This is a genomic window from Umezakia ovalisporum Ak1311 (assembly GCF_029891685.1).
GTDB lineage: Bacteria > Cyanobacteriota > Cyanobacteriia > Cyanobacteriales > Nostocaceae > Umezakia > Umezakia ovalisporum.
Genome location: NZ_JANQDJ010000086.1, coordinates 70907 through 94278 on the forward strand (window position 1 = coordinate 70907; position 23372 = coordinate 94278).

Below are 23372 nucleotides of genomic sequence, written 5' to 3' on the forward strand. Positions count from 1 at the left end.
CAAGGAATCCTCAGCACAACAAAAGTCTTTGTTGACCACCGATTTCTTTGGCCTACACAAAAGACAAAATTTGTTAGCCAAGATATGTGAAGCATGCTATGATGGTTATGTGGCTGTGGTAGGTAAACAAGTTGGGCACACTACCAAAAGTTTTGCAGTTTAGGCTATGATCGAAATCATACGGTTGTTTGCCGAACTTAAAAAAGTCAAAACACCAGCAGCAAGGTGAATTAATCCGGGATGTAGCGCAGCTTGGTAGCGCGCCTGCTTTGGGAGCAGGATGTCGCAGGTTCAAATCCTGTCATCCCGATAAAATGTGATAGTGTAATACCCTACTGTGCGGGGTCGGGACTGTAAAGGCAATTTTTTGTTTCTCAGTTTTTTCCTTGACGAGTTTCTTACACTAAAACCAGCGTTCAATGGAACGATTAACTGTGTGGTGTCGTCATCTAGATTGAAGAAAAAAAGAACATGGTGTTGATGCTCTGAGAGGAGATTTCATCTAAGTTGGGTACCCAGTGTCTGGCAAGGTCCCTACGGCACAAGATATCTAATATCTAAGATGTGTACTTGTGACAGGACTTGCACCCGTCTCCCGGATGTGAAGATGCTTGCTGTTAGCGGAGCGGCGCGTTAGGGCGGGTAAATTCATTGGAGTCCCTTTGAAGCGAGAATCCCTTGGCTTCTAGCTGTGGGGAGCGTCAGAGTGTGCTGTGATTCTAGGGATAAGTTTTGCTTCTCAAAAGCAAACCAGACGAGGACTAACAGCATTGTAAATTGAATAGAAAAGCTGAACTGCAAAAACATAGTGCGATCGCATGAGCATATAAATTCTTAAGGTTGGAAAAATAGCACTTCGCGAGAATTGATTGTTAACATTGAACCGGAAAACCCAATTTATCAGTTTTTAATGCAATTGCTATATAACTATAACTAGTTGGTGTGGTGCTCATCTAACCATTTGTGTGTCTTAATTTAACTATTGATGGGAGGAGTCATTATGAAAGCATTAGTTCGCTGGGGCACAACATTAGGCCTGGTGGGAAGTACGTTGCTGGGAACGCTGTTTGTAGGAAATTTACCAGTAATGGCTTTGTCAGAAGAGCAAATAAAGAAAAAATTAGATTCAGTTCCTGTATATCTAATCACTAATGAGGAAGGTTTACCATTGAGCCGTCCCTTACCAGAGTCACAAAAACCTGGTGGGTCTGTAACGGGTGTTTATATGAGTCGCCAAGAAGCTCAAAGCTTTATTAGGGAACTGCAAGGTGTACCAGGCAAAGACCCGAAAATGGAAAAAATGCTGAAAAGCCTACAAGTAACAGCAGTACCTCTAGGAGTTATCTATGAGCAACTGCAACAAACTAAAAATCAGTCACAACGGCTTCTATTTGCCTTTAAACCTGTGGAACAGGAAATCAAAGGGGCAATGGAATTATTGCGTCAAAATGGTCAAGAAGTAAAACAGTTTAACAGTGTGCCGATTTTTGCAGTGAGATTTTCGCCAGAACAGGGTTATGTACCAATTCAACTGGCATCTGATACTGAAGAATTGATTCCTTTGTTTTTAAGTAAGCAAGATGCACAAGGTTTGTTAAGACAAGTGAAATCGAAATTCCCCAAAGCGGATATTCAGGTAATAGACATAGAGGGGGTGATTAAAACACTACAGGATAAAGATGATGCTTGGCTAAACCAAGTTGTTTTAGTACCATCCCAAGAATCGAGGGAATATATCAAGACTTTGCCCACACCAAGTGAGAATAATTCACAGCCTCCCAAACCCCGACGACGTTAAATGACAGACAAAAAGCTACAAGCAGTTTCCGGTTTACAGCTTTGGCGGTGGCGTAATCAGTCCATGGCCGATGCTCTCATGTGTGAAATTTCACCTGGTGAGGTAGATTGGTTACTTCTAGAAGTAGCTGGGTTAGACCGATTGGCACTGCGTTTAGAATCTTTTAAAGAGTGGCCAGAGATTGAAATGGCGTTACCTTTAGAGGATTTAGACCAGTTGTGGCAAAGGCGACTAAATGAACGCTTGCCAGTGCAATACATTACTGGAGTTACCTATTGGCGGAAGTTTAAAATTGCGGTGTCAAATGCGGTTTTAATTCCCAGACCAGAAACTGAGTATTTAATTGATTTAGCCGTGGCTGCTGCTACTAAAAAAGGAGCAGCCTCATTCCTTAGTTCAGGACACTGGGCTGACTTGGGTACTGGTAGCGGTGCGATCGCTTTGGGTTTAGCAGATGCTTTACCAAAAGCAACAATTCATGCAGTTGATTGCAGCCCAGAGGCTTTAGAAATTGCTCGTTCCAATGCTCGTAATTTGGGTTTTGACAATCAGATCAAATTTTACCAAGGTTGTTGGTGGGAACCAGTAAAACATCTCAAACATCAGTTCAGTGGTATGGTGTCGAACCCACCTTATATTCCTACCAGTACAGTGCCTATCCTGCAACCAGAAGTAGTCAAGCATGAACCACATCTAGCCTTGGATGGTGGTAGTGATGGCTTGGATTATATTCGTCAGTTGATAGAAATCTCTCCCCATTATTTGCGTCCTGGTGGTGTGTGGCTAATTGAAATGATGGCGGGACAAGCAGAGACTGTGGGAGAACTTTTACAAAAACAAGGTAGCTACTATGATATTCAAATTCATGCGGATTTAGCAGGTATTGAAAGATTTGCGGTAGCTTATGTTGATGGTGAATTATTAAATAATTTCTGAATATAATCTTTACAAATGACTCTAGTTTCTTTAGTTGACTTGATAGCTGGGGCACGTGCGGGTTTATTGGTGAGTTTTCCCACAGATACCGTTCCTGCTCTGGCAGCTCGACCAGAAAAAGCACCATTAATTTTTGAAGCCAAACAGCGCAGCCAAGATAAGCCTCTGATTTTGATGGGAGCCAGTAGAGAGGATTTATGGCCTTATGTTCAAGGCAGTGAAAATGAATTGAAAATTTGGCAATCTGTAGCAGATAGACATTGGCCAGGAGCCTTAACATTGGTATTACCAGCTAGCGATCGCGTCCCAAAACAAATGAATCCTACTAATCCCACTACGATTGGCATCCGAGTTCCCAACAGCACGATTGCTCAAGCTATTTTGGCACAAACAGGACCTCTTGCCACAACAAGCGCCAATTTTTCGGGTCGGCCACCGTTACAAAAGTTAGCAGAAATTGCCGAAAACTTCCCTGAAGTTCTCACGCTGGAAGCGAAACAATTTAACGCCGAAACTGCTAGTATTGGTGTACCTTCCACTGTTGGCAAATGGACGGGAACTAATTGGCAAATTTTGCGCCAAGGTACAGTTAAATTAAGTTTTTAGATTGAACACCAAATGAGGAATTAGATATAGTTATAATATTGTTTTGCTGGGATAAATTTTATATCGGAAATGAATGAAATGATTGCACAAACCGCAGTGCCGGAGGCAATGGATTTAATTTAGTCAGGTTAATGAATCAGAGAAATTAACTAGGTAGATTATAAATTTACTTTGCGCCATTGTGGTCAATTAATTAGTTAATAATTGCCAAATATGAATTGGAGCAACTGCATATATTTAGGAGTGGGATTAATAATAGGGTTGGGTATCCGGGGATTATTTACTAGGTTATTCAGTAAGTCCCCTGGCTTATCTTCACTTACATCAGGAGATCAAGCCGAAGTTTCACAACTCCTTCAACAGATCAAACAAACACGGCTGGCTTACCGGATGGCTCAAGAAATGAGCCTGTTTAAAGCCGGATTTTTGGCACGGACTAGCCATGAGTTGCGATCGCCTCTGAATGGTTTAATTGGCCTGCATCAATTAATTTTGTCGGATTTGTGTGAAAATCCAGAAGAGGAGCGAGAATTTATTGCTCAAGCTAACGAAAGAGCGTTGAAACTGCTGCATCTAATTGATGAAATTATCAACATTGCCAGAACAGAACATGGTACTAATAAATTGGATATTCAAGCCCACTGCCTGGCGACAATTCTAGAGGAAGTTGATAAATTAACTTATATGTTGGTAGCAAATCGCAATTTACCTTTGCGTGTTGTGCTTCCCGATCCAGAAATTTATGTTTTGGCAGATTACCGATGGCTACGTCAAATATTGTTAAATTTAGTAGACACTGCCATTGCTCAGATGCATTTCGGCAGTATCTCTCTTTCAACTAGTTTCTCACCTACAAATAATACTCTTTACATTTGGCTAGATCTGCCTACCCATGCTTTGACTGTAAGTGAGTCTCTGGATTTAATGAAATCCGAAGTTGAGAATTTCCAGATTGATGAAGATAAAGCGACTCTTTCCCCAGGAATGAAGCTCTTACTAAATCAAACTCTACTGGAAGTGATGGGAGGAAAACTAGAAATTATTCCATATCCAACTTCTGAGGAGAGAACTACAGAATTGACTCGTTTGCAAGTGTCTATCCCCCCAGTGATTCCTGAAGCTGGATTTCATTCATAGGAATAGTTCTTATGTTGGATTGGTTACATAACACCATCGTTGTGCTGACATTATACTGGAAACCAATTTTTTCATAAAATTCCTGTTGATAAGTAGTCGTCAAGTATACTCGCTCAACCCTCCTGACACGGGGATGAGTCAAAACTGTTTCTACTAACTTCCTCCCCAAACCTGTACCGCGATATTCCGGATGAATCACGACATCCCAGATGGTCGCGCGATATATTCCATCAGAAGTTGCTCTAGCAAAACCTATCAGTCGCTCTCCATCGCAAATGCTAATTACAGGATCACTATTAGCAATAGCTATGGCTAAATCATCGATACTACGCCCTTTTGCCCAAAAGGCTGCCAGATTAAATAGTTCTTGGAGTTTATGAAGGTCTATTTCAGACTGGCGATGTTCACTAAATTGAATTTGAGGATAGTCCATCTTAAATATACCCCAATTTGGCAGTATTAGTTTTGTCATATTATGCTAGGAATATTTGAATACGCATATATATCTATATGCAACTAGCTCCAAATTTATTTATCATCACTCAATGAGAAATCCATCTCCACAACGGATGAGTTTCTCCTTGCTGTCTGATCTTAAAAACTTGTTTTTCTAAACGTTTTTTTTCCCTTTGTGGTATTCCCAAAAGGATATTTCGGCTTTGCCAAACTAAAGTAGACAGGGTAGTACCGATACAAACAGACAAACCTAGGGTAGACAGTGGATTATATAACAGTCCGTATCTTACTGCTACCCAAGTAAAATATTGTTGTAATAGCACAAATTCTAACCGTAAATTCCACAGTGAAAGTGGTGCAATGGTGAGCCATAAACAGCCAACAAATAACCATCTACCGTATACAGTCAACTGATGCAGCCTGTGTACTTGTCGACTAAAAGATGTGTCAGTGCTATCGGCATTTCTGCCATTTCTAGATATTTCTTCCGGTTGATCCATAGGAAAATAATATTGCCAGGGCTAATTAAGCAATTTACCCGAGTAAATAGACCCATACATGCGACATGCTCTCAGAATGGGCAATATTTAACATTGCCAAGTGTTTTTTAACCTCATTTTAACTATCCTGGGAACTATTAGATCCATCAATTGCCTCTATACTCGCTAACACTGGAGATTTACCTTTGATCTCTCGCCACCAAGCTAAAAGGGTACTGGCGATGAAAAGACTGGAATAAGACCCCACACTAAACCCAATAATTAACGCTAGGGCAAAATTTCTGAGTGTTTCTCCGCCAAATAAAAAGATTGCGATTAGTGACAGCAACGTTGTTAATGTAGTGTTGATTGAGCGTCCTAATGTTTGGTTGACAGCATTATCCACAATGTCGGCGATGGGAAGCTGAGGATTGATTTGAATGGTTTCACGAATGCGATCATAAATTACCACTGTGTCGTTGACAGAGAAACCTACAATTGTCAGCAGGGCTACAATGAATAGGCTGTCCACTTCTGTGCCTAGCACTAACCCAAAAATTGAAAAAACCCCCGCAGTAATCAAGACATCATGAAACAGTGCCGTCATGGCAAATAAAGCGTAGTCTAACTGGAAGCGGAAGGTCAAGTAAATGATAATGCCCACAAAGGAAACAATTAGGGAAACAAGACCAGACCTAAATAATTCTCTTCCCAGGGTAGGGCCAACAGAGTCAATTTGATTTTGTTGCGGGTCAAAAGTGCCAACTTTTTCACTTAAAGCAGTTTGTAAATTACTGCGCTGATCAACGTCTAAATCTTTGGTGCGAATTGATATGCCATTTTCACCAACTATTTGGATGCTACTATCGCCTAAACCTTGGGACTGGGCTGCTTCCCTGACTATGGTTATGTCTATTGGTTGATCGCAGTTACCGGGTTGTCTACAATCACGTTCAAATTGTAAGCGCGTACCACCAATAAAATCTAAACCGGGACGTAATGGTGCGCGAATTTCAGGGTTTTGCCACGAAATTGCCATTGAGATGATACCAATGAGAATGACGGCAGCAGAAACGGTCCACCACAGCGATCGCGATTTGTTAATACTCAATTTCATTTTGCTACCTCTGCCTTATTTAAAGCTGGCAGGTTGGGACAGAATAGTTCTCGCTTATTTTTGAAAGTCGGATTAGTAATTGCCAAAAACATCAGTGTGCGGCTACAAGTAATTGCCGTAAACATACTCACGGCTACCCCCAAAGCTAAAGTGAGGGCAAAGCCTTTGACTAATCCAGAACCAAACCAAAACAGCGCCGCGCAAGCAATCCATGTTGTCACATTGCTGTCTAAAATACTAGAGAATGCTCGGTAAAAGCCAGATTCCACGGAACGATACAAAGATTTACCTGCTCGCAATTCTTCTCGTGTGCGCTCAAAAATAAGGACATTGGCATCAACCGCCATACCAATACTAAGGATGAAACCAGCGATTCCCGGTAAGGTCAAAGTAACTCCTAACAAAGCAAAACTCGCCCATGTCAGCAGGGAGTAGATGACTAATGAGACATCCGCAATTAATCCTGGTAGACGATAGTAAACCACCATAAAAATCAATACTAGAATTAAACCGCCGATACCAGCATAGATACTGCTTTGAATACTATCTCTACCCAGGGTAGCTCCTACTGTCCGCCTTTCGGCAATTTCCACTGGTACGGGTAACGCACCACCACGTAACTGCACACCCAAGTTGTTTGCTTCTTGGGGAGTGAATCCACCTGTAATCACCGCAGCACCACCAGTAATCCCTGTGTCAGCAAATTCTATCCCCACTACAGGAGCGCTGATAAGTTCATTGTCTAAAAAAATACCAATACTCCGCCCAGTACCGGCAAGGTTTTTGGTGAGATTGGCAAATAGTTCACCACCTTTAGGATTGAAGCGAATGGCAACATTCCAATTACTACCTTGAGTCGGTTCACCGTAGGCATCCTGGAGGTATTTGCCATTAAGTGGCGGATCGGTACTTTCAAACAATTCCGCCGTCGCTTGTTTGTTTCTTTGTAATTCTTGTTGATTATTAATAATTGCTGCTTCGTCATCACTACCTCGCAAACCTTCTTGCTTCCCTCTCAGTTCCGCCTGTGATGCTTGAAAAGCAAAAAATTGAGTTTCTGTGCCTGGTTTTTGTTGGCGGAATTCTAACTGTGCGGTGCCACCTAAGACTCGTTCTGCTTGCTCTGGATCGTTAACTCCTGGCAATTGGACGAGGATTTTATCTGTACCCACAGTTTGAATCACTGGCTCAGAAACCCCAAGACCATTAACTCGACCCTCCACAACTTTCTGAACGCCTTCTAAGTCTCGTTCAGTAATTTCTCTCATTTCTGGTGCTGGTTTCACCTGAATCGTTAACTGTGAGCCGCCTCGTAAGTCCAACCCCAAAGGTACTGGAATTGTAACTATCACCGCAATTGCGGCCATGACCAGCAGTAAAATTAAAGCTAATAGCGATCGCTGTCTTTGCATACCATAACTCGCAACTGACAAAGGCTATAATAGCGCTCTTTTCACGAGTTTTGAACAAGCATAGAGAGGGACACCAAGAGCATACCAATGCCCAGTCCCTCATTTTCAGTTTCTATACTCCCATAGCCACCATCTTTTCCACAGCTTCTACTATTTGCTCTGGTTGCACTATCGTTAACCGTTCCAAATTGCCGTTGTAAGGAGTGGGGATATCTTGGGAAGAAAGCCGCAGCACTGGCGCATCTAATTCATCGAACAAGCGGTCATTGATGGATGCCGTTAATTCTGCACCAATACCTCCAGTTCTCATACACTCTTCCACAATAATTACGCGATGGGTTTTGCGTATGGATGCCCCAATAACATCAAAATCCAAAGGTTTAAGTGATATCAAGTCAATAACCTCTGGATCATAACCTTGCTTTTCCAAAACTTTCACGGCCTGCAACACATGATGGCGCATACGTGAGTAAGTGAGAATAGTAACATCTTTGCCACCACGGACGACCTCCGCCCTATCCAAAGGCAGCAAATATTCCTCCTCCGGTAAATCTTCCTTCAAGTTATAAAGCAGAACATGTTCAAAAAACAACACCGGGTTATCATCACGAATAGCCGACTTTAGTAATCCTTTAGCATTATAGGGAGTAGAACAGGCAACAATTTTCAAACCAGGAACAGCCTGAAAATAAGCCTCCAAGCGTTGAGAATGTTCCGCCCCCAACTGTCTACCCACACCACCGGGACCACGAATTACCATAGGGATTTTAAAATTACCACCAGAAGTGTAGCGCAACATCCCAGCATTATTAGATATTTGGTTAAAAGCCAACAGCAAAAAACCCATATTCATCCCCTCAATTATCGGCCGTAACCCAGTCATAGCCGCCCCCACAGCCATCCCAGTAAAGCTATTTTCAGCAATGGGAGTATCCAGAATTCTAAGTTCACCATACTTCTTGCATAAATCTTTAGTAACCTTATAGGAACCCCCGTAGTGTCCTACATCTTCACCAAGAACAAATACACTAGAATCACGAGCCATTTCCTCATCAATGGCTGACCGCAGAGCATTAAAAAAAAGTGTTTCTGCCATTTAAACCTTATAGTAAAACAGTCGTTTTAGAATCTTATCGCGCTACAGTACTAAATATCGTCAGCCATTGCACAAAGTGCATATCCCGAAGCAATGGCACCAAACCAGAAAAAAAAATTTATTACCATAAATCAGTCAAAGCCAACACCAAAAAAAATATCCCTAACCCTAAAAACCTTCCTCAGCCACAAACAACCCAAACTTACTTACTCAGAGCAAACACAACCAAAACCACTCAAAAACCTTCAAACACCATCATCACAGCACATCTGAATCAACCCCCAAAAAACCCAAACCTTCCCCCTCAAGCAACCCCATCTTAATACAGCTAGAAAACTCACATCACAACCCTCAGACTCAACCACATAATCCAGACATTAAACCTCATTCACATCTTGTAAACGAGAAGCCTCCAAGCGACTCATCCATTTTTGTAAATACACTCGATTAACACCTTCCTCAAAAGAATCTTGAGTATCCCTAGGAAAAGGCATCAACCCCAAAATAGCAGCCGTAGTCACACAAAACATAGACTTTTGGAAACTCATACAAATTTTTACCCGTAAATCATCCTCACCCCGAACACCATCACAATAAAACTCACGTAAATAAACAGGCAAAAAATGACGCATATCCTGCATAAGTAAAGTAGGCGGAATACCAGCACCACCTATAGGCAAAGGATCCGCATATAAAGCCCCATATTGAAAACGAGCTTGATCCACAGGAATTTGATACGCCTGAGCATTATATGAAACCGTCCCATGAAAAGGCGTTCCCCGAAAGAAAACAGCCTCCACATAAGGCACAGCAACATCCGCCAGAAAAGTCAAACCCGCAGACTGAGGAATAATCTCATAAACTTCCTCTTGAACTCTCACAGCATAACTAATAGGTTTCATAGCATTAGCCACCAAACCCGCCCTAATATACTCCACAACATCCGGAATAGACTTAACCTCACCCCCGTCATAGCAATCCGACAAACCCAGAAAAATATCAGCCATAACCCGCCAAAATTGACCCAAACCGCTACAATAAGCCGAAACACGCAACATTTCCGTCAAAAAATCAGGAAACAATTGGTCAACCCCCATAACAACAAAATTACCCTTAAACCTAGCCTCAATAACCCTACGAGCCCTCACTTGAAAATCAGCAGAATCTAAAAACTCATCCAACCCACCACCACCATGCCACATCATAGCCCGCACACAGTACTCCGCATACTCAAAATTAAACCTGTCATGCCACCAATGACGCATTAACCTCTTAAAAGAAAACTTCCCATTAAAATACTTAAAAAAAGGAAAAAAAACTAAAAACTGATACTCAGCAATATAAATAAGATTATTTGAATAAGCATCCAACACCACCCCATAACTCTTAAGAATCCCCACCACCTCCATCACATTAACCTCACTATCTCGCACCAACCCACCACCACCTAGCAAACATTCAACATACTCAGGCACAGAAAAAACACCAAAACCCTTACTCATAACCACCATCAACACGACACCAAAAAACAAACACATCAACCATCACAAAAAACAAAAACACACCCATCCAAACCCTACCCCCCATACCCCCCATCCAAAAACACACCACCCACCACATAAACAGCATTAACCATAGCCTTAATCGTAGGCTCACACCAACGCACCAACCACCCCGGTTGAACCCCAAAAAACACAATAAGCACAGCTAAAATTACAGCAGGAAAGCGATCGCCCCAAAACACCCTAGGCAAAACAGAAACCCCAGCAGACAGACGCCCAAAAAAAGCACCATTCATCAAAATCAAAAAATAAACCCCAGTCAAACCCGTACCAAACATAGATAAAAGACATTGCACAGGAAAAACCTCAAAACAGCCCCTAAAAACCATAAACTCAGAAACAAACCCCACCATACCCGGAACACCAGCACCAGCCATCACCCCCAAAACCATCAAACTACCAACCACAGGCAAACCACGCTCCGGATTAAACAAACCACCAACCACATTCAAATCCCGACTACCAGCCTTCTCATAAACAACCCCCACCAGCAGAAACAGCAAAGCAGAAATCAAACCGTGACTAATCATTTGCACAACAGCCCCCAAAACACTCAAAGGAGTCCCCGCCGCCGCCCCCAACAAAACATAGCCCATATGTCCAACAGAACCATAAGCCACCATTTTTTTCATATCAGACTGAGCAATAGCACAGCATGACCCAAACAGAACACACACCACAGCCCAACCAGCCAACCAAGGAGCCAAAAAAAACCAAGCCCCCGGCAACAAAAACATACCAAAGCGCAGCAAACCATAAGTTCCCAACTTCAACAACACCCCCGCCAACAGCACAGAAATAGGAGTAGAAGCCTCCACATGGGCATCTGGTAACCACGTATGAAACGGAACCAGAGGAATCTTAATACCAAAACCCACCAAAACCCCAGCCAACAGCAACAACTGAGACCCCAAAGGCAAACTAGTCGTATTCAAACCACCCAAAGCAAAACTAGAAGAACCGCCCAGCCAAACCATACCCAAGAAACTCGCCAAAATCAACACACCAGACACAGCCGTATAAATCAGAAACTTCGTAGCCGCATAACCCCGCCTTCCACCCCCCCAAATAGCAATCAACAGATACAAAGGAATTAATTCCAACTCATAAAAAAAGAAAAACAGAAGTAAATCCTGCGCCAAAAACGCACCCATAACCCCAGCACATAACAACAACACCAAACAGTAATAAAACCTAGGACGCGCAAAAGAATCACCACTACAGTAAACAGCAACACCAGTCAACAAACCATTCAAAACCACCAACGGTAGAGACAAACCATCCACCCCCAGAGCATAACTCAGACCCAAAGAATCTATCCAAGGAAAAAACTCAACAAACTGCTCATTAACCTCACCCGGATTAAAAATAAAAACCAGCACAATAGTCCACAGAAAAATCATCACAGCAAAAACCAAAGCCACCATCCGACAAAGCCTCCCACTCATATCAGCAGGCCAGAAACCAAAAAAAACCGCACCCAACAACGGTAGTAAAATCAGCACACTCAACATAAGCATTACCAACCAAAAGCAAAACAAAAATTAACTCAACACAATTAAAAAAGCAAAAGATTCAGCAAACCCAAAGACCAGCCAACCAAAAAAACCAGAACAAAAATCACTACCACTATCGTCAACATATACCCCTGGAATTGACCAGAAATGCTGTACCTTAAACCTTGACCACCCAGAAACGTAGCAAACCCCACCAAATTCACAAAACCATCAACAACATAGCGATCGCACCAAGCCGAAACCCTTGATAGAAAAGCCACCGCATTAACAACAGTTAACTTGTAAACCCTATCAATGTAAAAATCATAACCCAACAAATCCTGAACAAACCTCCACACCAAAACCCTAGACCGAGACCAAGCCTTATGCAAATACAAAGTAGACCCTATACCCACACCCATCACAGAAGAACAAAACAAAAGCAACAACACATACCAATCAACACCGTCCCAACCAGGCAAAAGACCCCATAGCTGTAACATCAGAGGCAACAGTAAAATCACCACACTTAGAGCAACCATAGGCAAAGCCATTAGCCAACCAACCTCCGGAGCCCGACGAGTTTTTTGTTGTGACTCACCCCAAAAAATTAATCTAAAAACTCGCGTCAAATTCAAAGCCGTAATACCATTGACAAACACTAAAACCCCAATTACCCAAGGGCAAACATGAACCAAACCCTCAGCCCATGCCAGCATAGACCAGAAACCACCCAGAGGTAAAAGACAAACCATACCAGCAGCACCCACAACAAACGCCGTAGTAGTAGCCGGCATCCGAGACCACAGACCACCCATTTCCGTCAAATCTTGAGTGCTAGTAGTATAGATAACCGAACCAGAACTCATAAACAAAAGAGCTTTAGCCAGAGCATGACTTAAGAGCAACATTAACGCCACACCACCTTGCTCAGTTAGTTCCGTTTTTTGGCCAACAGCCAAAAACACCAACCCCATATATGCACTAGTAGAATGACATAGCGATCGCTTAATATCCGTTTGCGCCAGGGACACCAAAGATGCCCCCACCGCCGTCAAAGTTCCTATAACAACCAACGAATCTAAAGCAACTGGCGACAAAATTAATAGTGGTTGAAGTTTGTACAACAAATAAGCACCACCAGCCACCACCAGAGAATTCCGCATCACAGAAGCCGGGTTAGGTCCCTCCATAGCTTCATCCAACCACAAATGCAAAGGAAATTGAGCACATTTACCCACAGGTCCAGCAATCAAAGCCAAACCCAACAACGTCGATGTCAGTGGACTTAAAACAGCCCTTTGTGCCCATTCATATAAATCAGAAAAATTCAAACTACCAGCCAAACTCGAAAGAGTCACCACAGCCATTAACAGCAGCAAATCACCCACTCGCTTAGTAAAAAAAGCATCTCGCGCTGCCGTTACCACCAAAGGTTGAGCATACCAGAAACCCACCAAAAGGTAAGTTGAAACAGTGAGAACCTCCAACAGAGCATAGCTAAGAAACAAAGAATCACTAATAGCCAAAGCAGTCAGCGCCATTTCAAAAAAGCCAAATAGAGCAAAGAAACGAGCCAGGGACCACTCCTTATCCATATATCCCAAGGCATACACTTGTGCCAGCAGACTTAATCCCGTAATTAAGACAGTTGCGCCGATGCTAACTGGTGAAATTTCCAACGCAAATGATAAGTTAAAGTCCGCAGCCTGAAACCAGTTAATTAGCAAAGTTTCTGGTTCTCTATCCCAAATGTGCCTAAATACCAACAGGCTATGGACAAAACCCGCAAAAGTAGTTAACAAGTTGAAGTAAGCCGCAGGTCTTGGGCCTGTACGCCGAATAATTCCCATTCCCCATGGCAAAGTTACAATTGCGCCAATTAAGCTATAAAGTGGCACCCACCAACTTGTTGAAGATAGAAACTGATTCATTGAGACTTTCCTTGACGACTCAGCCTTGATTTTTTGCTTAAATATTTTAAAACAATCATTTATTTAAAAAGAGTTATACCAAGATATAATCTATTGTTTTTTAACAATTTTTGCTGAAATTTTAAATAAGTATTTTTTATTTACTTAGCTTGTAAAGTTATAATACGAATATAACTTTACATATACATATACATATTCAAACGCAATTACTTTTATTTATACTCACAATAACCTATCCCACTAATCAAATTGTTTGAATCCATATACCGATAGTCCCTATGTCAATAAAGGAATCGAAATATACTTTTTTACTTTGCCATCGGACAGCTAAACGACGATACTTACGTTGATACAATGCAAAACAACGTTCTTGTTGGAACTTTGGAATTGATATTTTAATCGGTCTCCCCCCTATTTTTCTGGCTTTTCCAAACTTCTTTAGGTATTTGGGGCTTAATTTCTCCCTTGCTTGGCACTCCCCATAGCTAGTACCCTTTACCCCGTAAGCAACATCATTACCTCCTCCCTTCCCAGGGGGAAAAGGAGTCGTCTACAGCCCCAAAATCCCATTTTATCAAGCCTTTCTCAGATGGGATGGCTAATATCCGTGCCCTTAAATGTTCAAATGTTCCATCTGTGCGCCACCGCTTTAACCATCAGTGAGAGGAGCTTTTAGATGCCCATATATCTACCCTTGGTAAATCACACATCGACACTCTGTAATTAGGATGTAGAATAAGCTATTTAATACATAAAGATACGGAGCGTGAGGCATTCCTTTTCCACCCTTAGATAGTTTTTCAGGGAATACATCATTATTAAAAAGCTTCCATTCAAGGTCACTTAGTCCTTCAAAACCCCCAGCCATCAATAAACACGCCTTTACTTATACAATAACAAACTACCATACTGTGGCATTAGTTGAAATAGGCTCATATAAGGAAATAACCTGAAAAACCTTGGGGTTAAGTTTTGGATGTGGGGGTAAAAAATTAACCCTTCTTTAGGCAAGGGATAAAAGCCAGTTAATAATACCTTTGCCCTTCAATCATTTTGACTATTCTCTGTGTTGAGCAACATAGCGTTTGAGTGTTTCAGTACAGATATAGCTAGCCGCCCTCACAAAATAACTCAAAGTCCAGAAAGTAGCCAGTTATAGCAACCCAAGAAACTCTTTTCTCATTAAATAAAATGCCCGACGTTTAATTGTGTTGATGATTTAAGATGGATTCTCTATTAGCTTGGCATTAATAAAAGAAATAGTGTACCATAACGAACACATACATCAAGGAGGTAATTAATTAAGACTAGTTTTAGAGCACCAAGTCAGTATGACTTGGAGTGACAGTAACTTAACCCGGAAGAATGTCAATTAATCTCAGTTGGGGTTAAGAAGAAGGAACTAAAACCTAATCCAAATCCAAGTGAGTCTAACTGTAGGGGTCACTTCTTGGGTTGGTGACAACAAGCAATCAAACCACAAAGAATACTTACGACAAAACCAGCAGAAATGCCATGGCGGGAATGCTCAGTTTGGCAAACAATGCTTATTAATTTACAATACTGTAGCCAAATTACGAGGGTTCAACGGCTGTAGAAGTATTGTGAATACGACCAAGAGAGGTAAGCTTGGCAAAAATCTGGGATAACAAAATAGGCTCTGGTGGTTCTAGAAGCATTTTTAACATTTCACGAACATATCGAAAACCACGACAGTAAGCCTTAAGATCAACAATGCCAGAACCAGGATTATCTTGACAGAACTGAGCTAGAAGATAATGAGACAAATTGACCATAAAAAATGAAAGGTTGACAGCATTAGTCACCGCACTTTGACCACTGTTCATAAAATCCTCCAATCCCCAAAACTGTTTAGCATGCCGGAAATTAAATTCGATTTGGAAACGCAGTTTATAGTAGTCAATTATTTTTTCATATGATAAAGTTAGGTCACTAGAAAAAGAATTACGTGACTACTAGCATTAGTTTTGAGATTAGTTTTCACCAAAATAACTACATTCAGGGACTGGGCAAATTCTTTGTGTAGTAAGGTAGCTTGATAAGTATCTGTTTGAATATCTGAATCAATACTACTGTGACGCAAATATTCCTGGGGAATATTACGCCAGTCGAGCTTACCTCCGTATTTACGACGCGAACGATGATTAGAGTCAGGATGTTGGTAAGGTATATATAATGGCCAATCGTGGGGTAACTTGGAAATTATGTGTAACTTTACCTGCCTAGCCATCTGCAAAGCATTATTGTTACCAAAGTGACTATCTACAACTGAGTAAGTCAGAGGAATAAAGTTAGCTATTAATTTAAATAGCTCATTAATCATCTGCTGAATACTGAGTAATTCAGATGTAAGAATTACCTCCTGTTTATTTTTGTTATTACTGCCTTTTGGTCGTCCGCGCCCACGTTTCCCTTTAGGTTTTATTTCTGGGCTTAGGGAAACAATACTTTTTTCTACATCCCTCTTGATTACCTGTTCTATCTTAATCGGAAATGAGTGTCTTTGTTGAACACTTACTAATGATAGTGTAAACAAAGAAATACTTGATATTGGTTTACTTATTAGACTGGAAAAGAACTTATCTAATCCATAGGTCTTCTTCCCAACTTTGCTTATTACTACTTCGTCTCCTGCCAACAAATAAACATCATTTGGGCAAAACAAATGCCGCCGAAAAAACACCCAGAACACCGTTGCCCACGGTATAACTGTATGAAAGAATCTGATTACCGTCCGATAACTACCACCAGTCCCCTTGTTTTGGAAGACTATAACTCTACTACATCAGCCCTCTTTTTTATACTTTTTTTTGGCTACAGTATTGAAATCTAGTACCTATTTTAAATACGGTTTCTTACCATGAAAGGGAAACTCAAACAGGTAGATATGTCTACCATGATGAGAATAGTGGGGGTACTTACTACAAAGTTAATCCTAATGACAGTGTAGTTTACACTTGTCAAAATGCTGAGGGTCAATATGGTTATGTGGTCTTAGAGGATACAGGTTCTGGTATTCCTGAGAATAAAATCATATATGTTGATTAGGCTGACCGGAATGTAGTTGCCCAGAACCATCATTATAAACGTGTAGAACTGTACATGACTGCGGTTAGTGACAACGGTGGTTTAAACCTCAAGGCTAAAATGCGGTCAGAGTTAGCAGGGGGAATTAAGTTAGTCAAAGCTGCGGGTGAGTTAGAAAGCGATCGCACTAGCACTAGTTTTAATGTGGGTGCGAATAAATTGATTCTCAAATCTCAAAGGGACTTGGGTAATATCGACATTGCTGCTATGTCCAGCATTGCTCCCAATATGGAAATTAGTGTTGGTGCGGACGTGGTATTGAATGCTCCACTCAATAGCAATAGTTTAGTAGTCACTTCCACTGGTTACTTTGATGCCGATGGTACTCTCAAAGGTGGTAGTCTGAGAACTAATGGTGCTGCGCTGACTTCTGAAAATATCACCCTCAATGCTTTGAAGGATATTGATGTAGAAATTAGTGGTCAAAATACAACTTTAATTGCAGGGGTTGCTGATGGCTGTAACATTAATATCAATGCTACAGGTTCTAATTTGACTGCTGTTACTGCTAGAGGTAAACAGATTAATATCACAGCTGACACCATGAATGCAGATGATGTGCAAGGTGATAAAGTATCTTTGACAGCAAATACCCTCAATAATGTTATTGCTACTGGTACAGAGATTAATATCACTGCTAATGGGACTATCACCACTTCAAATACAGGGATTACAGCCAATTTTCTATCTGTAAATGGCACTGGAAATATTGGAAGTGAAGGTAATGTAGTACAAACTGCGGTGAGTCAACTGAATGTAAGTGACACTGGTGGTAATGCTTATATTCATAATCAGGGGGAGATGATGGCAAGTAGCATTAACCTTAGTGGGTCACTCTACCTGGAAAATGTTGGGGCTTTAACTATGGGGTAAGTAACTACCACTGGTAGTGTTAATATTTTAGCTCGTAGTCCTGTTATCCAAACAGCTGATATTATCTCTAACGCAGATATCACTATTACAGCCACTGAAACTGAATCTGCTAGAAATGATGATTATATAATTATCCGTAATGGTGTTGTTCTCAGGACTACAGGTGTAAATATTACCTTGCAAGCTAGCGACGATGTTACCCTGGGGGATAACTCTATTTTGGATGCTTCGGGCAATGTTGTTATGGAAGCAGATTTAGGTACTGGTGATGTGGGTACTGGGGTTGCTGTGAGTTTGAATGGTGGTATCACAGGCAATAGTTTAACTGTTACCACCGGGGATGATGGGGATACTATTAATCTCAATGAAGCGGCTCAAGTGACTACAATCAATACCAGTGTTGGTAATGATGTGATTAATTTTGGTAATGGCGGTAATACTCTCAATCAATTTGCTGAACTTGTAACTGTTGATGGTGGTACGGGAACTAATACCTTAAATATCAATAATTAAGGGGATACTGTTGGAAGGACTGTAAATATTACCCCAACCGCTATGACTGGGTTGGGGTCGGGGATTAACTATAGTAATCTGGAAAATATTAACCTGAACATGGGTTCTGGTGATGACCAGGTTTTAGCTGTTGCAACGGTGATGACTTCTGTGTTTGTTGATGGTGGCGGGGGCAAAAATAGATTTGCTCAAGATTTCTCCAACGACATTAATGATTTAAATCTGACCATTAACCCGCAAAACTCGGCAGCACTCTGGCTGGAACCCTGAGCTATGCTAATGTGCAAGAAATCCGACTGATTTTGGGTTCTGGTAACGATACAGTGACGTTAAATAATCTTCCTGTGAGTCAGGGTGCTAATAATTCTCCGCACTCATTGATTATCGAGGGTGGTGATGGCACAAATACTTTAAATGTCTAAAATCAGGGGGATACAGTTGGACGGAGTGTAAATATTGCTGAAATAGCCATTACTGGTTTAACCGTAGCTATAGACTATCAGGGAGTGCAAAGGATGAATCTGTATTTAGGTTCTGGTCATGACATCATCTCAGCAGGTGAAACTGTGACGGCTTCTGTCTTCTTCGATGGTGGTCAAGGTAGGGATAGCTTTGTTCAAGATTTCTCACAGCGTACTGATGACTTGAATTTAAATATTAATCTGCAAGACTTTATACCTGGTGGGAATGGCTTCAGTAGTGTGGAAAGAATCAACTTTATGTTGGGTTCTGGCAATGATACCATGACGCTGATTAATCCTATAGTCATTCCTAATTCTCAGGTTTCAATTGTGGGTAATGGGGGGAACGATAGACTAAACATGGCAATCAAATTATTACTACTGGTAGCGGGAAGGACAGTATTACCACAGGTAACGGGAATAGTGTGATTACAACTACTGGCGGTGATAACACCATCACAACAGGTAATGGAAATCAAATTATTACTACTGGTAGCGGTAATGACCGCATTAACACAGGTAATGGGGATGATATCATTACTGTCCAGGGAGATAACGACATCATCAAGACTGGTAAGGGAATAAGACTATAATTCGTAACCCTTAAGCCGATGACGGGATTTGAACCCGTCGCCTGCTGATTACTAATCAGCTGCTCTACCACTGAGTCACATCGGCGTATACAAAGGTATGTGCAACTTATTGTTTTGTTACATAACCTGCATTTCTCACAAATAATGCAACTGCAGTCTTTCAAGTCTTTATGGGGAAAGGAGTTGACAATTTTTATGGCGGGATTTTACACCAGTATGAAAATGCAGAATCTAGCTTTTATATTGTTTCCGGTTGCACTGAAATGATACATTTGGAATAAGAATGTGTAGGAATTTTGCCCAATAATTCAGTGTTGGTAAAGATAAGCGCATTGTTTTGACAGTAGACCGGGCTGGTTAGCATACAAGTAAACAAGTCCATGTCCCAGAAGGGTTACATCTAGGATTCATCCTGAATTTGTCAAGCCCAGTTACCGTCAGCATTTGCCATTTGCGGATAAGCCTATTGTTTTGCATGTGGTGTGTGGTACAATCTTATAGGTTTTGACTTATCCAACAGTCCGTCAATTGATTGATTTTCCATCTAGGGGGACAAGTTTACCTCTGGCATGAATGGTAGAAAAGGACTGATTAAGCATCTTCACTGTCTGCTTCTATCCTACAATTAAGGCAAATCTGAGAAGTCTTTAAATTGGCTAAGTCCCCATATCCAGAGCCGGGAGCTTTGGGTGGTTTTATGGCAGGTATGATAAAAGAAATCATATAGCATAACTGGCTACTTTAGGAATTAATCAACTTCCATTGAGTAGAATCCGCTATAAATTTTTGTTAAGTTTTTTAAAAGTTTTTTATTATAAACAATTATACTAATTTATATTGCCAGGGAGACCAAGCTTTCCTATGCTTAACTTAGAAGTGTTTTTATGGTTAAAGATTAGCTCTTCCCGTTAAACATTTCAAAACACAGTACTGATTGGATGAAATTTTTAGGAGTTCTGCGATGCCAATTGCAGTTGGAATGATTGAGACAAAGGGTTTTCCAGCAGTGGTAGAAGCTGCTGATGCGATGGTGAAAGCAGCGCGGGTTACTTTGGTGGGATATGAAAAAATTGGTAGTGCTAGAGTAACTGTGATTGTGCGGGGAGATGTATCTGAAGTACAAGCATCAGTTGCAGCGGGCATAGACGCGGCTAGAAGAGTTAACGGCGGTGAAGTACTATCTACTCACATCATTGCCCGTCCCCACGAAAACTTGGAATACGTGCTACCAATTCGGTATACGGAAGCAGTAGAACAATTCCGTACTTAAAAGCTGATTAAACAAACAAAGTAATAGGTGGGGTTGCTGTCTTGAGCGGCGCTTTTGCTAAGGGGTAAGAAATTTAATTCAGGATTAAAACTAATGTCAATCGCAGTAGGAATGGTAGAAACGCTGGGTTTTCCGGCAGTGGTGGAAGCTGCTGATGCGATGGTGAAAGCCGCACGCGTTACTTTGGTAGGCTATGAAAAGATTGGTAGCGGTCGAGTAACAGTCATCGTTCGGGGTGACGTTTCTGAAGTACAAGCTTCGGTGGGTGCAGGAGTAGAATCTGTCAAACGAGTCAACGGCGGACAAGTATTATCTACCCATATCATTGCTCGTCCCCATGAAAACTTGGAATACGTGCTACCAATTCGGTATACCGAAGATGTAGAACAATTCCGGGAAAATGTGAACGCGATTCGTCCTTTCGGTAGAAGACCGTAATCTCTAATGCAAATTGCCAAAGTTCGCGGCACAGTGGTAGGGACGCAAAAAGATCCAAGTCTTAGAGGTGTCAAACTACTGTTGTTGCAATTAGTAGATGAAGAAGGCAATGTCCTGCAAAACTACGAGGTAGCAGCAGATACAGTAGGTGCAGGAGTAGATGAGTGGGTGCTTGTCACTCGTGGCAGTGCCGCTCGTCAAATTCTCGGCAATGAACAACGTCCTTTGGATGCAGCAGTAGTGGCGATCATTGATACCATTCACTTGGAGGGTCGCCTCATATACAGTAAAAAAGACCAGTATCGATAGCAACTAGTCATTAGTCATGAGTTGAAGACTAATGATGAAAACCCAACGACAATAAGCTTAATTCAGGAGGAGTCTTGCAATGGTAGTCCGCAGCACGGCGGCACCCCCAACCCCGTGGTCGAGGAATTTAGCCGAGCCAAAAGTCCATGAAACCACATTTGTACATCCAGCTGCCAGTCTGATTGGAGATGTGCGGATAGGCGCGAATGTAATCGTTGCTCCGGGGACCTCGATTAGAGCGGATGAAGGCACACCTTTTCATATTGGCGAAAATACTAATATTCAAGATGGTGTAGTAATTCATGGATTGGAGCAAGGCCGAGTAATTGGCGATGACCAGGATAAATACTCGGTATGGATTGGTACAAATGTTTCCATTACCCACATGGCACTGATTCATGGGCCAGCCTATGTAGGAGATAATTCTTTCATTGGCTTTCGCTCCACGGTATTTAACGCCAGAGTAGGTGCAGGTTGCATCGTCATGATGCACGCTTTAATACAAGATGTAGAAATTCCCCCGGGTAAGTATGTACCTTCGGGAGCGATAATTACTACTCAGCAGCAAGCTGACCGATTACCAGATGCTGAACCTGAGGATCAGCAATTCGCTCATCATGTGGTCGGGGTGAATCAGTCTTTAAGAACAGGTTATCGATGTGCTGCGGATACCAAATGTATTGCACCCATTCGGGATGAGATTGCTAAATCTTATACAAATACTGGTATTAGTGTTTTAGAGCTAGAAAGGAGTAGTGAAGTGTCAAGTAATAGCTTGGGTGCAGAAATAACAGAACAGGTGCGCTATCTTTTAGAACAAGGATATAAAATTGGTACAGAACATGTAGACCAAAGACGGTTCCGCACTGGTTGTTGGCAAAGTTGCCAGCCGATTCAACCTGGATCAATAGGGGAGGCGATGGCTGCTTTAGAAAGCTGTTTGAGAGACCATAGCGGAGAATATGTCCGTTTGTTTGGTATTGACAGTGGTAGACGACGGGTTTTAGAAACCATTATTCAACGGCCCGATGGAATAGTGAATTCGATTAATAGCAGCAGCTTTGCCGCATCTGCTAGTAATGGCAATGGTCACTACAGCGGTAACGGTAATGGTCGGGTTGCTAGTAGTAGCTTACTGAGTAGCGAAACCATAGAGCAAGTTCGTAATTTGCTGTCCAACGGTTACAGAATTGGTACAGAACACGTAGATGAGCGACGTTTCCGGACTGGTTCCTGGAACAGCTGTAAGCCTATAGAATCAACTTCTACAAATGAAGTGATCGCCGCTTTAGAAGAATGTATAGAAACCCATCAAGGGGAATATGTGCGCTTGATTGGTATCGATGGCAAAGCGAAACGGCGGGTTTTAGAAACCATTATCCAAAGACCAAACGGTCATGTTGTTGCATCTGGAAGCAAACAATCCTCAAGCAAAGGAAGTTCCAGCACTGCCACCGCCACTGTGACCAGTACTAAATTGAGTACAGAAGTGGTAGAACAAATTAAGCAAATTTTGGCTGGTGGTTATAAAGTTAGTGCTGAACATGTAGACCAAAGACGATTCCGCACAGGTTCTTGGGCTAGCTGTGGACAAATAGACACCACCTCTGAAAGAGAAGCGATGGCTACTGTGGAAGGATACCTCGCTCAACACCCAGGGGAATATGTGCGTTTGATTGGTATCGATACCAAAGCGAAACGCCGAGTCTTAGAGACGATTATCCAACGTCCTTAAATAGAGGGAAGTGAAGAGTGGGAAATAGAGGGTAGGGACTTTT

General features: G+C 41.8%; 22 protein-coding genes, 2 tRNA genes and 1 pseudogene. 15 read left to right on the forward strand and 10 right to left on the reverse strand.

Annotated elements, in window-relative coordinates:
• Positions 1-236 precede the first annotated feature (236 nt).
• From NWP25_RS17140 to NWP25_RS17160, 5 genes are all read left to right on the forward strand, one after another.
• Positions 237-310 (forward strand) — tRNA-Pro (locus NWP25_RS17140).
• Positions 311-1000: 690 nt separating this feature from the next.
• Entirely contained in the window at positions 1001-1798 is a 798-nt protein-coding gene (locus NWP25_RS17145; RefSeq protein ID WP_280652661.1) for a Tic22 family protein, read from the forward strand.
• The gene (prmC, locus tag NWP25_RS17150; RefSeq protein WP_280652660.1) at positions 1799-2734 is read left to right on the forward strand and encodes a peptide chain release factor N(5)-glutamine methyltransferase; all 936 of its coding nucleotides are present in this window, start codon (positions 1799-1801) and stop codon (positions 2732-2734) included.
• Positions 2735-2749: 15 nt separating this feature from the next.
• Positions 2750-3340 carry an L-threonylcarbamoyladenylate synthase gene (locus NWP25_RS17155; RefSeq protein ID WP_280652659.1) on the forward strand — a complete coding sequence of 197 codons (591 nt, stop codon included), beginning with the start codon at positions 2750-2752 and terminating at the stop codon, positions 3338-3340.
• A gap of 213 nt (positions 3341-3553) precedes the next feature.
• On the forward strand, positions 3554-4477 hold the full coding sequence (locus tag NWP25_RS17160) for a sensor histidine kinase (RefSeq protein ID WP_280652658.1): 924 nt from the start codon (positions 3554-3556) through the stop codon (positions 4475-4477).
• Here the strand turns inward: NWP25_RS17160 and NWP25_RS17165 are convergent.
• The 9 genes and pseudogenes from NWP25_RS17165 to NWP25_RS17205 form a co-directional block, all read right to left on the reverse strand.
• Positions 4437-4910, reverse strand: coding sequence for a GNAT family N-acetyltransferase (locus tag NWP25_RS17165; RefSeq protein ID WP_280652657.1), 474 nt, complete (start codon positions 4908-4910; stop codon positions 4437-4439). The two genes, NWP25_RS17160 and NWP25_RS17165, sit on opposite strands and share 41 nt — an antisense overlap.
• Positions 4911-5019: 109 nt before the next feature.
• Positions 5020-5433: a hypothetical protein gene (locus NWP25_RS17170; RefSeq protein WP_280652656.1), complete on the reverse strand. Its 414-nt coding sequence runs from the start codon at positions 5431-5433 to the stop codon at positions 5020-5022.
• Between the two features lie 118 nt (positions 5434-5551).
• Entirely contained in the window at positions 5552-6529 is a 978-nt protein-coding gene (gene secF, locus NWP25_RS17175) for a protein translocase subunit SecF (protein WP_280699853.1), read from the reverse strand.
• Entirely contained in the window at positions 6526-7941 is a 1416-nt protein-coding gene (gene secD, locus NWP25_RS17180; protein WP_280652716.1) for a protein translocase subunit SecD, read from the reverse strand. The genes secF and secD overlap by 4 nt, the downstream gene beginning before the upstream one ends.
• Positions 7942-8053: 112 nt before the next feature.
• A complete protein-coding gene (locus NWP25_RS17185) occupies positions 8054-9037 on the reverse strand; it encodes an alpha-ketoacid dehydrogenase subunit beta (protein WP_280652654.1) in 984 nt (327 codons plus the stop codon).
• Between the two features lie 377 nt (positions 9038-9414).
• Positions 9415-10548: a CO2 hydration protein gene (locus NWP25_RS17190; protein WP_280657335.1), complete on the reverse strand. Its 1134-nt coding sequence runs from the start codon at positions 10546-10548 to the stop codon at positions 9415-9417.
• A 65-nt stretch (positions 10549-10613) separates the two neighbouring features.
• Entirely contained in the window at positions 10614-12113 is a 1500-nt protein-coding gene (locus NWP25_RS17195; protein WP_280699888.1) for an NADH-quinone oxidoreductase subunit M, read from the reverse strand.
• Positions 12114-12157: 44 nt separating this feature from the next.
• Positions 12158-14029 carry an NAD(P)H-quinone oxidoreductase subunit F gene (locus tag NWP25_RS17200; protein ID WP_280699855.1) on the reverse strand — a complete coding sequence of 624 codons (1872 nt, stop codon included), beginning with the start codon at positions 14027-14029 and terminating at the stop codon, positions 12158-12160.
• Between the two features lie 1574 nt (positions 14030-15603).
• Positions 15604-16802: pseudogene (locus tag NWP25_RS17205) on the reverse strand (transposase); the annotation flags it as partial.
• A gap of 350 nt (positions 16803-17152) precedes the next feature.
• Between NWP25_RS17205 and NWP25_RS17210 the strand changes: the two are divergent.
• From NWP25_RS17210 to NWP25_RS17235, 6 genes are all read left to right on the forward strand, one after another.
• Positions 17153-18010: a hypothetical protein gene (locus NWP25_RS17210; protein ID WP_280657300.1), complete on the forward strand. Its 858-nt coding sequence runs from the start codon at positions 17153-17155 to the stop codon at positions 18008-18010.
• Positions 18011-18187: 177 nt separating this feature from the next.
• Positions 18188-18523, forward strand: coding sequence for a hypothetical protein (locus NWP25_RS17215; RefSeq protein ID WP_280652650.1), 336 nt, complete (start codon positions 18188-18190; stop codon positions 18521-18523).
• A 42-nt stretch (positions 18524-18565) separates the two neighbouring features.
• Positions 18566-18793, forward strand: a complete 228-nt coding sequence (locus NWP25_RS17220) for a hypothetical protein (protein ID WP_280652649.1) — start codon at positions 18566-18568, stop codon at positions 18791-18793.
• Positions 18794-18804: 11 nt separating this feature from the next.
• A complete protein-coding gene (locus NWP25_RS17225) occupies positions 18805-18945 on the forward strand; it encodes a hypothetical protein (protein ID WP_280652648.1) in 141 nt (46 codons plus the stop codon).
• A gap of 93 nt (positions 18946-19038) precedes the next feature.
• Positions 19039-19413, forward strand: a complete 375-nt coding sequence (locus NWP25_RS17230) for a hypothetical protein (RefSeq protein ID WP_280652647.1) — start codon at positions 19039-19041, stop codon at positions 19411-19413.
• Positions 19410-19577, forward strand: a complete 168-nt coding sequence (locus NWP25_RS17235; RefSeq protein ID WP_280652646.1) for a hypothetical protein — start codon at positions 19410-19412, stop codon at positions 19575-19577. The genes NWP25_RS17230 and NWP25_RS17235 overlap by 4 nt, the downstream gene beginning before the upstream one ends.
• Before the next feature lie 13 nt (positions 19578-19590).
• Here NWP25_RS17235 and NWP25_RS17240 read toward each other — a convergent pair.
• Positions 19591-19662, reverse strand: a tRNA-Thr gene (locus NWP25_RS17240).
• An 876-nt stretch (positions 19663-20538) separates the two neighbouring features.
• Between NWP25_RS17240 and NWP25_RS17245 the strand changes: the two genes are divergently transcribed.
• The 4 genes from NWP25_RS17245 (at position 20539) to NWP25_RS17260 (ending at position 23329) form a co-directional block, all read left to right on the forward strand.
• Positions 20539-20847, forward strand: a complete 309-nt coding sequence (locus NWP25_RS17245) for a carbon dioxide-concentrating mechanism protein CcmK (RefSeq protein WP_200987804.1) — start codon at positions 20539-20541, stop codon at positions 20845-20847.
• A gap of 93 nt (positions 20848-20940) precedes the next feature.
• Positions 20941-21285, forward strand: coding sequence for a carbon dioxide-concentrating mechanism protein CcmK (locus tag NWP25_RS17250; RefSeq protein WP_039748664.1), 345 nt, complete (start codon positions 20941-20943; stop codon positions 21283-21285).
• A 6-nt stretch (positions 21286-21291) separates the two neighbouring features.
• The gene (locus NWP25_RS17255) at positions 21292-21594 is read left to right on the forward strand and encodes a EutN/CcmL family microcompartment protein (protein ID WP_280652645.1); all 303 of its coding nucleotides are present in this window, start codon (positions 21292-21294) and stop codon (positions 21592-21594) included.
• A 79-nt stretch (positions 21595-21673) separates the two neighbouring features.
• Positions 21674-23329 carry a ribulose bisphosphate carboxylase small subunit gene (locus NWP25_RS17260; RefSeq protein WP_280699856.1) on the forward strand — a complete coding sequence of 552 codons (1656 nt, stop codon included), beginning with the start codon at positions 21674-21676 and terminating at the stop codon, positions 23327-23329.
• Positions 23330-23372: the final 43 nt, after the last annotated feature.